Source organism: Paracoccus homiensis, assembly GCF_900111675.1.
Lineage (GTDB): Bacteria > Pseudomonadota > Alphaproteobacteria > Rhodobacterales > Rhodobacteraceae > Paracoccus > Paracoccus homiensis.
The window spans coordinates 454447-464782 of sequence record NZ_FOHO01000001.1; the positions used below are offsets into that span (position 1 = coordinate 454447).

12 protein-coding genes and 1 tRNA gene are annotated in these 10336 nt (G+C 65.5%); 5 read left to right on the forward strand and 8 right to left on the reverse strand.

Annotated features, from left to right (window positions below; all coding sequences use genetic code 11):
• Window positions 1-33 precede the first annotated feature (33 nt).
• The 3 genes from BMX67_RS02220 to BMX67_RS02230 form a co-directional block, all read right to left on the reverse strand.
• Window positions 34-846 (reverse strand): C40 family peptidase, encoded by an 813-nt coding sequence (locus BMX67_RS02220; RefSeq protein WP_090732223.1) that lies wholly within the window; start codon window positions 844-846, stop codon window positions 34-36.
• Between the two features lie 2 nt (window positions 847-848).
• Window positions 849-2222, reverse strand: a complete 1374-nt coding sequence (locus BMX67_RS02225; protein WP_090732150.1) for a leucyl aminopeptidase family protein — start codon at window positions 2220-2222, stop codon at window positions 849-851.
• A gap of 78 nt (window positions 2223-2300) precedes the next feature.
• On the reverse strand, window positions 2301-2678 hold the full coding sequence (locus BMX67_RS02230; RefSeq protein WP_090732152.1) for a hypothetical protein: 378 nt from the start codon (window positions 2676-2678) through the stop codon (window positions 2301-2303).
• Window positions 2679-2818: 140 nt separating this feature from the next.
• Between BMX67_RS02230 and BMX67_RS02235 the strand changes: the two genes are divergently transcribed.
• Window positions 2819-3466 carry a carbonic anhydrase gene (locus tag BMX67_RS02235; protein ID WP_090732153.1) on the forward strand — a complete coding sequence of 216 codons (648 nt, stop codon included), beginning with the start codon at window positions 2819-2821 and terminating at the stop codon, window positions 3464-3466.
• A 5-nt stretch (window positions 3467-3471) separates the two neighbouring features.
• Here the strand turns inward: BMX67_RS02235 and BMX67_RS02240 are convergent, their stop codons facing one another.
• From BMX67_RS02240 to BMX67_RS02260, 5 genes are all read right to left on the reverse strand, one after another.
• A complete protein-coding gene (locus BMX67_RS02240; protein ID WP_090732155.1) occupies window positions 3472-4071 on the reverse strand; it encodes a DedA family protein in 600 nt (199 codons plus the stop codon).
• A 2-nt stretch (window positions 4072-4073) separates the two neighbouring features.
• Complete coding sequence (locus tag BMX67_RS02245; RefSeq protein WP_090732156.1) at window positions 4074-5096, reverse strand: aspartate-semialdehyde dehydrogenase; 1023 nt, start codon at window positions 5094-5096, stop codon at window positions 4074-4076.
• A gap of 75 nt (window positions 5097-5171) precedes the next feature.
• A complete protein-coding gene (bluB, locus tag BMX67_RS02250) occupies window positions 5172-5861 on the reverse strand; it encodes a 5,6-dimethylbenzimidazole synthase (protein ID WP_090732158.1) in 690 nt (229 codons plus the stop codon).
• Window positions 5858-6478 (reverse strand): glycosyltransferase family 29 protein, encoded by a 621-nt coding sequence (locus BMX67_RS02255; protein WP_090732159.1) that lies wholly within the window; start codon window positions 6476-6478, stop codon window positions 5858-5860. Before BMX67_RS02255 ends, bluB begins: the two co-directional genes overlap by 4 nt.
• Window positions 6475-7506 carry a glycosyltransferase family 4 protein gene (locus BMX67_RS02260; RefSeq protein ID WP_090732161.1) on the reverse strand — a complete coding sequence of 344 codons (1032 nt, stop codon included), beginning with the start codon at window positions 7504-7506 and terminating at the stop codon, window positions 6475-6477. Before BMX67_RS02260 ends, BMX67_RS02255 begins: the two co-directional genes overlap by 4 nt.
• A gap of 167 nt (window positions 7507-7673) precedes the next feature.
• On the opposite strand from BMX67_RS02260, the gene leuB reads away from it, so the two are divergent.
• The 4 genes from leuB to BMX67_RS02280 all read left to right on the forward strand — a co-directional run.
• Window positions 7674-8795, forward strand: coding sequence for a 3-isopropylmalate dehydrogenase (gene leuB / locus BMX67_RS02265; protein ID WP_090732163.1), 1122 nt, complete (start codon window positions 7674-7676; stop codon window positions 8793-8795).
• An 84-nt stretch (window positions 8796-8879) separates the two neighbouring features.
• On the forward strand, window positions 8880-9857 hold the full coding sequence (locus tag BMX67_RS02270) for a DMT family transporter (protein WP_245739084.1): 978 nt from the start codon (window positions 8880-8882) through the stop codon (window positions 9855-9857).
• Between the two features lie 47 nt (window positions 9858-9904).
• A tRNA-Pro gene (locus BMX67_RS02275) sits at window positions 9905-9981 on the forward strand.
• 106 nt (window positions 9982-10087) lie between these two features.
• A partial coding sequence (locus BMX67_RS02280; protein WP_175479780.1) for a transposase occupies window positions 10088-10336 on the forward strand: 249 nt, incomplete at its 3' end.

Here is a 10336-nt window from a genome sequence, read left to right on the forward strand (position 1 = left end):
TTCCCCGCGGATATTTGGGCACAGAAGATAGCCTCAGCCGGGGCGGCGGATGCCCAGAAAAGGTCCGTCGCCCGCCGCATCGATTCGGGCGATGGCGTCGGCGATCGGTTCATGGATGACCGCCATTTTCCAGGCAGTCGCGTGGACCATGACCTGTGGCGACGCCGCGATCGCGACATGACCCGGCCAGAACAGAAGATCGCCGCGCTGGATCTGATCGGCGGCGGGAAACGCCTTTTCCTGCAGATCGCTGTCGCCCGGGCAGGCAATACCGCATTCCGACAGCGCGATCTGGGCAAGGCCCGAGCAATCGATCCCGGCCCGGCTGTTTCCCCCCCACAGATAGGGCGTGCCCAGCAGGCTTTCGGCGACCGCGACCGGATCGGGGGCCGCGGTGTCGCCGATATGTTGCAGCGGGACGCAGCCCCCGGTCAGCAGGCGCGCGAAACCGCCCTCGATCCCCGAAACGGAAAGCCGCGCGCCGATGGACAGGCTGTCCAGTTCAGGCAGCTTCATGTTCGGTCCGGGATAGCGATGGGTCGCCGGGGCCGTCACGCGATGGGTTATGGGCGGGCGATCCTGGGTCAGCACCTCGGGGCGCAACCAGCCGCAGTAGGAATCGGCAGCTGCCTGCACGAAGACCCAGCCCCGATCCTCATCAATGATGGTCACGTCGGCGCCGAAATTCAGCTGACGGTCGCGGGCGCCGTCGGGCGCTTTCAGCAGATCGGCCAGCGGCACGGCCAGACGCGCGGGCGTGCCATCGATATAGTCCGGGCGGTCGATCACGCCGCGCAGAGACGCCAGCGCGACACGCGCGGTGGCCGGGGTCAGACGGCGATCCAGCGTCACGACAGCACCTGCGGAAGTGCGGCCAGAACCGCCCGCGCCCCTTGTCCGACCCCGCCCTTGGGACGACCCGGCGCGGCGGATGGCTGCCAGCCGTAGATATCCAGATGCACATAGCGCCCCGCACCTTCGGCAAAGCGGCGCAGGAACAGCGCAGCCGTGATAGAGCCCGCCATTCCGCCCGAGGGGGCGTTGTCCAGATCGGCGATCTGCGGTTCGATCAGCTTGTCATAGGGGGCCCAGAACGGCATTCGCCACAGTGGATCGCCCACGGCCATGGCCGCCGCCTGGATCGCGGTCGCGGTCGCGTCGTCATCGCAATAGAAGGGCGGCACGTCCGGCCCCAGAGCCACGCGCGCGGCACCGGTCAGCGTCGCGAAGGACAGGGTCAGATCGGGCGATTCCTCGGCCGCGAAGGTCAGCGCATCGGCCAGGACCAGCCGCCCTTCGGCATCGGTATTGTTGACCTCGACCGTCAGGCCCTTACGGCTGGTCAGCACATCGCCGGGGCGAAAGGCGTTGCCGGCAATGCTGTTTTCCACCGCCGGGATCAGCACCCGCAAACGGACCCCCTGCGCCGCGCCGGTGCCCGCCAGCATCCGCACAAGACCCAGCACCGTCGCCGCCCCGCCCATGTCCTTTTTCATCAGTCCCATGGAGGAGGGCGGCTTGATGTCCAGACCGCCGGTGTCGAAACAGACGCCCTTGCCCACCAGCGTCAGCATCGGCCCATGATCGCCCAACCGCATGTCGATCAGGCGGGGGGCCTGTTCGGCGGCGCGCCCGACGGCATGGATCAGCGGAAAATTCGCCGCAAGCAATGCCTCGCCCGTCGTCACGCTGATGCTGGCAACGATCTCTTGCGCCAGATCGCGGGCCACCTGTTCCAGTTGATCCGGACCCATATCGCTGGCGGGTGTGTTGATCAGATCGCGGGTCAGGAATTCGCCCGCGGCAATCGCCTCGATCCGGGCGGCGTCAACGCCCTCGGGACAGACCAGGCGCGGGCCGTCGGCCGCCTCGCCCTTGTAGCGGGTAAAGCGGTACTGACCCAGCAGCCAGCCCAGCGCGATCTGATCGGGATCGAAGCCCGCGGGCAGATCCGCCAGATACCAGTCACCCCTGGGCAGCGCCTTTCCGGCCGCGAACTGGAACCGTTCGCGTGCGTGGTCGGTGGGCCCACCCAAGCCCAGCAACGCGCCCGCGACGCCGCCCTTGCCGTCAGGCAACAGGCAGATGTCCCCGGATTTCCCACTGAAACCGCAGGCGGTGGGCCAGTCGCCCGCATTTGCGCCGGCGGGGATCGCAGCCCCTTTCAGCACCGGCCAAAGCGGTTTGGCATCGTTCGAGGCGGGGGCGAATTGGGGGCGCATGACTCACTCCGTAATTGTCGCGCCAGACTACAGGCTGCCCACGCCCCTGCAAGGGCAAGCCTGATCACCAAACCTTTGTCAGCCCAGTTCGCTGCGGTCCCAGATCGCGGTCAGCGACTGATTCCCGATCCGCATCAACCGCGCCCGCACTGCGGCAGCCGCGCCCATGTCGTTGCGTTCAAGACAGTGCCCCAGATCCATCGCAACCCCGGCAAGCGAGACCAGCCCCACCTGCCAAGCCAGCCGTGCCAGCCCATCCGCCTGCGCAATTCCCTGCGCCATATCCCCCTGCGACAGCGCATCGTCCACCGTCGTCAGCGTCTGCGCCAGCTGTTCCAGCGCCAGTCCAATCACATTCTGTGCGGCACTTTCGCCAAGTTCATTGACGATATCCCCGACGCGACGCGCATCCACGCGCACGGGTTCTGATACGGCCAAAGCCGTGATCTGTGCCATTCCAGTTGCCTCCGATCCTTCATTCGTGAATTGGGACTATCGCGAACAGGAATGAAGGAAGCTTTAGGCCGCCCTGCAAAAACCTCTCGAATTTTGTGTAATTGCCGCCTATCAAGACGGGCAAATCTGCGAGGTCAGCCATGCATAACGTCCGCCCACTTCCGCAATATCTGGTCAGCCGCTATCACGGTTGGAAAGCCACCACCTATTCCGAGAACAGCGCCTGGTATCGCCGCCTGTCCGATGAAGGTCAGCGCCCGCGCGCGATGGTGATTTCCTGCTGCGACAGCCGTGTGCATGTCACCGGCATCTTCGGCGCCGAAACGGGCGAATTCTTCATCCACCGCAATATCGCCAACCTTGTCCCGCCCTACGCGCCCGACGGGCAGCAGCACGGCACCTCGGCCGCGGTCGAATATGCGGTGACCGCGCTGAAGGTCGCGCATCTGATCATCGTCGGCCATACCAGCTGCGGCGGCGTTGCCGGGTGCCATGCGATGTGTTCGGGCAAGGCCCCCGAACTGGAAGAGAAATCCAGCTTCGTCGGTCGCTGGATGGACATTCTGCGTCCCGGCTATGAACGCATCAGCGACCTGCCCGAGGACCAGCAGGTCAGCGCGCTGGAACGCGAGGCGGTGATGGTCTCGATCGGCAACCTGATGACCTTCCCCTTCGTCAAATCGGCGGTCGAGGCAGGCACGCTGAGCCTGCATGGCCTGCTGCATGACATCCGCGAAGGCACACTGTGGCAGGCCGAGGATGCCGGCCGCGTCTGGAACCAGATCTGATCCGGTCAGTCCTCGGGTTGCCACCTGAGGACGCGCCACAGATAGGCCGCGACCAGCGCGGCCACCACCGCGGTCGAGACCGGGTTCAGCCAGGCCGAGACCCGGTCGTATGCATCGCCCAGAAGATAGCCTGCCCCGGCCAACGCGGCGCACCAGACCGCCGTACCCAGCCCCGAGAACAGCAAAAAGCGCGGCAAAAACATCCGCGCGATTCCGGCGGGCACGGAAATCAGCGTTCTGACAGTCGGCACGAAACGCCCGAAAAACACCACGCTGCGGCCATGCCGGTCGAACCAGCCCTGCGCCCGGTCAAGTTCTGCCGGGGTCATGGTCAGCCAGCGGCCATGACGCCGAACCAGCTTGCGCAGGCGACGCTCGCCGAAGATCAGCCCCACCAGATACCACAGATAGGCCCCGGCCAGCGATCCCGCCGCGCCCGCGCAGACCGTCAACCAAAGCGAGGTCGCGCCGCTTGCCGCGTTGAACCCGGCCAGCGGCATGATCAGTTCGGACGGAATCGGCGGAAAGACGTTTTCCAGAAACATGAGGGCGGCGATGGCCCATGCCCCGCCGCCCTCAAGAAAACTGGTGATCCAGTCGAACAAGATCAGCCCTTTTTCAGAACCCGGTTGCCCAACAGTTCCGCGATCTGAACCGCGTTCAGGGCCGCGCCCTTGCGCAGGTTGTCACTGACGCACCACAGGTTCAGGCCGTTCTCGATGGTGCTGTCCTGACGGATGCGGCTGATGAAGGTGGCGAAATCGCCCACGCATTCGACCGGGGTCGTGTAGCCGCCGGGCTCGCGCTTGTCGACGACCATGATGCCGGGTGCCTCGCGCAGGATGTCGCGGGCCTCGTCCTCGTCCAGGAAATCCTCGAACTCGATATTGATGGCTTCCGAATGGCCGACGAAGACCGGAACGCGCACGCAGGTCGCCGTGACCTTGATCGAGGCATCGACGATCTTCTTCGTTTCCGCGACCATCTTCCATTCTTCCTTGGTCGAGCCGTCTTCCATGAAGACGTCGATCTGCGGAATCACGTTGAAGGCGATCTGCTTCTGGAACTTCGACGGCTCGACCTCCTGACCCGGCACATACATGCCCTTGGTCTGGTTCCACAGCTCGTCCATGCCTTCCTTGCCCGAACCCGACACCGACTGGTAGGTCGAGACGACGACGCGCTTGATGCGGGCGCGGTCATGCAGCGGCTTCAGCGCGACGACCATCTGTGCGGTCGAGCAGTTGGGGTTCGCAATGATGTTCTTTTTCGAATAGCCGGTGATGGCTTCCGGGTTCACCTCGGGGACGATCAGCGGGATATCGGGGTCATAGCGATAGAGCGAGCTGTTATCGATGACCACGCAGCCGGCCTTGGCGGCGACGGGCGCGTATTTCTTGGTCGCGTCCGAGCCGATGGCGAACAGTGCCATGTCCCAACCGGTAAAGTCGAACTGGTCGATGTCCTGGATTTTCAGGGTCTTGTCACCAAAGCTGACTTCGGTGCCCTGCGACCGGCGCGAGGCAAGGACCGCGATCTCATCGACCGGGAACTGGCGCTCGTCCAGGATGTTCAGCATTTCGCGGCCCACATTACCCGTGGCGCCCGCAACAACGACTTTGTAGCCCATTGGGGACTCCTGTTTTCTGCGGTTGACCGCGTGTAGCGCACCGGGGGCAAGGATGGAAGGGGCGGCGCTGTGGGCCTAATCCGCGCGCCCCGGCCCCGGTTCCCAGCCATCTTCATGGATCAGGTCATCCAGCGGCAGACGCCTAGCCCAGCCGCGCCTCTGCAATTCGGGCTGCGCCCACAGCTGATCGACATGGCCCAGGCACAGATAGGCCACGGGCACCACATGGTCGGGCAGACGCAGGATGCGGCGCAGATCGCTGTCGTGAAAGATGCTGACCCAGCCGACGCCGACCCCCTCGGCCCGCGCGGCCAGCCACAGGTTCTGAACGGCGCAGACTGTTGAATACAGATCCATGTCCATGTTCTGCGTCCGGCCCAGCACCACCTTGCCGCCCCGGCTGCGGTCGCAGGTCACGCACAGGTTGACCGGTGCCTGCGCGATGCCTTCCAGTTTCAGATCGGAATACAGGCGGCGGCGTTCCTTTGGGAACATCTCTCTGGCCTCGGCATTGGCCCGGTCGAACGCGGCCTTGATCCGGGCGCGCACATCGGGGCTGCGGATGACGATGAAATCCCAGGGCTGCATGAACCCGACCGAGGGCGCGTGATGGGCCGCCTGCAACAGCCGCCGCAACAGGTCCTCAGCCACAGGGCGGGCGGTGAACTGGCTGCGGACATCGCGCCGGGTCCGGATCGCGCGATAGACGGCGGCACGGTCGGCATCCCCGAACGGGCCGGCATCGGTCAGGTCGTCGCTGCTCATGTCGGGATGACGGTCAGCCTTGGGTCGCGTCGGGTCAGATCCTGCACCCAGCCCGCCTCGGCGCTGAAATCATGGGGGACCTGATCGGCGCTGCGGCTGCCCGACAGACTTTGACTGGCAAAAAAGTCGAACCCGTAAAGGGTCAGCCGTGACAGATCGGATCGCAGCAGCAGGTCGATCAGCATCGCCCCCGTTGTGGGCGGCGCGGCCAGCCTGTCGCGCAAGGCGTGATAATCGGCCAGCGGATGCAGGTAGAAGCCGGGGCTGGTAGCGCTGCGCCAATCCAGCCGCTTGCGTTTGGGCGACATCCACAGGATGCGCCCCGCCGCGATGCGGGCGCGGTCGGCATCGGACAGACGCACGGCCAGTGCAAGCCAATCGGTCCGCCGCCCATGGCTGGCCGGGTCCGGCATCGGGGCGCGATTGATCCGAACCACCAGATCGGCACTGTCGATTGCCGCGCCGTGACGGGCATTCGCCAGCGCCCGCGCATTGCCGATCAGCGCGACCCGCCGCCCCGACAGCCCCGCCAGCAGGTTCCCCTGCGGCACCGACAACTGTGTCAGCGGCTGTTCCCGACGCAGGCTGCGTGCAATCAGAAACCCGGCGCGGTTCATGCCAGCATCTCGCGATACACGTCGATCAGCGCCTGCGCCTCGACCTTGATGTCGTGATGGGTGACGGCATGATCGCGGGCGGCCCGCGCCGCAAGCAGGCGCGCCGCATCATCATCCAGCCATTGCGCAATCGCATTGCGTATCGCGGTGGGATCGTCTGGCGGGATCAGGCTGCCGGTGGCAGGTGTCAGCAATTCCTCGAACGCGCCGACGCGGGTGGCGACGACCGGCACGCCGCATGACATCGCCTCAAGCACGGTCAGGCCGAACCCCTCCCAGCGTTGCGGGGCGACATACAGATCCAGCGCGCCATACCAATCGGCCATGCGATCCACGGTGACCTCGGGCAGGAACAGGATGCGGTCGCCCAGCCCCGCCGCCCGCACCTGCGCGTGAAGATCGGCCAGATAGGCGCGGTGCTTTTCGGTGGCCCGCCCCATGACCAGCGCGGTGACCTGCGGCCGGTCCGGCAGCAGATCCATCATCGCCCGCACGAAATCGCCCGTGCCCTTCTGTTCGCGGATCCGGCCATAGCACCCGACCAGCACCTGATCCGCGGGCAGTCCCAGATTGCCCCGCAAGGCCGCGCGATCCGGTGGCGGGGCGAATCCGGCGGTGTCGATACCGTGGTGGATCACATCGGCGGGCCGTTCCAGATAGGCCGCGCCCTTGGCCGAGGTCGCCACGACCCGATCCATCCGTGCAATCAGCCATCGCGTATAACCGCTGTGCCTGCGCTGCGAGGCAGAGGTGAACAGCAGCCGGAATTTCCGGCCCAGCACCCGGCGCAGGACCAGACCCAGCGCCATTTCGGTATTGCGCCGCGCATGCCAGACCCGCCAGCGGTCGCGCGGCAGCACCGCCATGCGCCACAGCGGCACATGCGGCACCTCGGGCGGAAGGCCCGGCCCTGTCGCGCGAATGTCGATGCTGCGTGCTTGTACCGGCACCAGCCGCACCACCGTCGCCGTCACCCCCGACAGCCTGCGTTTGAGGTTCGGCGCGATTACCAGCGGTGTCTGTGCCATGGGATCCTCCGGCCGTTGCGGGGAACCCGCGTCGCGATGCCCGGCACCATAACCAAGCCGCCGCCCTTCCGATAGCCCCGCCCCCGCCCGCCCCTGCCGCGGTGGCGCGATCTTGACCGCGGGACGGGTGGGGTCTAACCCGCGATGGCACATCAGGAGGATCGCAGATGACCGCCCCATATTCGCTTCTTATCCTTCCCGGCGACGGCATTGGCCCCGAAGTCATGGCCGAGGTCACGAAGGTGATCGACTGGTTCCAGACCAATCGCGGCATGAGCTTCACGGTCAGCCATGACGATGTGGGCGGCGCGGCCTATGACCGCTATGGCAAGCCTTTGGCGGATGAAACCATGGCCAAGGCCCAACAGGTCGATGCGGTGCTGCTGGGCGCCGTGGGCGGACCGAAATACGACGATCTGGATTTCAGCCTGAAACCCGAACGCGGCCTGCTGCGCCTGCGCAAGGAAATGGACCTGTTCGCCAATCTGCGTCCGGCCCAGTGCTTTGACGCGCTGGCCGATTTCAGCAGCCTCAAGCGCGACGTGGTCGCGGGGCTGGACATCCTGATCGTCCGCGAACTGACCTCGGGGGTCTATTTCGGCGAACCGCGCGGCATCCATGCCGATGACAACAACCCCGACAACGAAGGTGGCCGCGTCGGCATCAACACCCAGCGCTATACCAGCGGCGAGATCCGCCGCGTCGCGCGCTCGGCCTTTGAACTGGCCAAGCGTCGCGGCAACAAGGTCTGCTCGATGGAAAAGGCCAATGTGATGGAATCGGGCATCCTGTGGCGCGAAGAGGTCCAGTGGGTCCATGACAACGAATATCCCGAGGTCGAGCTGTCGCACATGTATGCCGACAACGGCGCGATGCAGCTGGTCCGCAACCCGCGCCAGTTCGACGTGATCGTGACCGACAACCTGTTCGGCGATGTGCTGTCGGACGCCGCCGCGATGCTGACCGGCAGCCTTGGCATGCTGCCCTCGGCCAGCCTTGGCGCGCCGATGGCCAATGGCCGCCCCAAGGCGCTGTACGAACCCGTGCACGGCAGCGCGCCCGACATCGCCGGTCAGGGCAAGGCCAATCCGATCGCCTGCATCCTCAGCTTTGCGATGGCGCTGCGCTATTCCTTCGATCAGGGCGACGCCGCAGCCGAGCTGGAACGCGCGGTCGAGCAGGTTCTGGCCGACGGCGTGCGCACCGCCGACCTGATGGGCCCCGAAGGCGGCACCCCGGTGTCGACCTCGGACATGGGCGACCGGATCATCGCGGCCCTGTCCGCCTGATATATTCGCCACAACCGGCGCGCGATCTTCGTGCGCCGGGCTGCGGCCCTTGACTTTCCCCGCTGCGAATCCAGACCTTGCCGCATGACGGATCAGGGGAACGGCATGGGTGGCGACAATATCAAGGGGGCTTTTTTGGCGCTGCTGGCGATGGGCCTTTATGCGACCCATGACGTCATCATCAAGACGCTGGGGGCAAGCTATCCACCGCTTCAGATCCTGTTCTTCTCGTCGCTGATGTCCTTCCCGCTGGTGTCGATGGTGCTGATGCGCGACCCGACCCACGGTACGTTGCGCCCGGCCCATCCCGGCTGGGTCGCACTGCGCACCGCCTGCGGCATCCTGGCCGGGATCGGCGGCTTCTACGCATTCTCCAGCCTGCCACTGGCGCAGGTCTATGCGATCCTTTTCGCCGCCCCATTGCTGGTGACGATCCTGTCCATCCCGATCCTTGGCGAAAAGGTCGGCATCCACCGCTGGATGGCCGTCATCGCGGGCCTGCTGGGCGTGCTGATCGTGCTGCGTCCCGGCGCCCGCTCGTTGGAAATTGGCCATCTGGCCGCCCTGATCGGCGCCGTCGGCAGCGCGACCGCCGCCGTGATCGTCCGCAAGCTGGGCCGCTCGGAACGGCCTCTGGTCCTGCTGATGTGGCCGATGCTGGGCAATTTCGTGCTGACCGGAGCCTCGCTGGGGCTGGACTATCGCCCGATGCAGCTTCAGCATCTGGCCCTCACGGGCGTCATCGCCGCCTTCGGACTGCTGGCCGGGTTCCTGCTGATCCAGGCCTACCGCGCGGGCGAAGCCGCCATCGTCGCCCCGATGCAATATTCGCAGATCCTGTGGGCCACCGGATATGGCTGGGTGCTGTTCGGCGAAACCCTCGACCTGCCCACGCTGATCGGGGCGTCCGTCATCATCGCCTCGGGCATCTATATCGTCTGGCGCGAGAAAAGCGGCGGCAACTCGACCAACCGCCCGGTCACCGCCTCGCGACTGCGCGCCGAGACCGTCACCGCCCCCAAAACCACGTTGCTGCAAAGATTATGGCAACCCCGCGACTAAGAGGGCTTGCATTTCCCGCCCACCCACGCTACCTGCCCACCCACGGTCGGAGCGTAGCGCAGCCTGGTAGCGCACCTGCTTCGGGAGCAGGGGGTCGGAGGTTCGAATCCTCTCGCTCCGACCAATTTCCCGATGTGTTGATTGCCACTGAAGTCTTCCTCAAGTGGGGCTCTGTTGCACAAATCCCTTGTGGGATTCATCTCATGAATCCAGCGTGGTAGCTGGAATCCATGAGCAGACCCACACCTCCAACCTACAAGACCAGGAACTGGCCAGCCTACAATGAAGCGCTCAAGCGCCGCGGATCGCTGACGATCTGGTTCGATCCCGAGATGAGCTGGGAGGCCGCACCAACTGGCAGGCGTGGCCGCCAGCAGAGCTACAGCGACGCCGCCATACAGACGTGCCTCTTGATGAAGGTGCTGTTCGGGATGGCGCTGCGGCAGACAACTGGCTTCTTCGAAAGCCTGCTGCGGCCG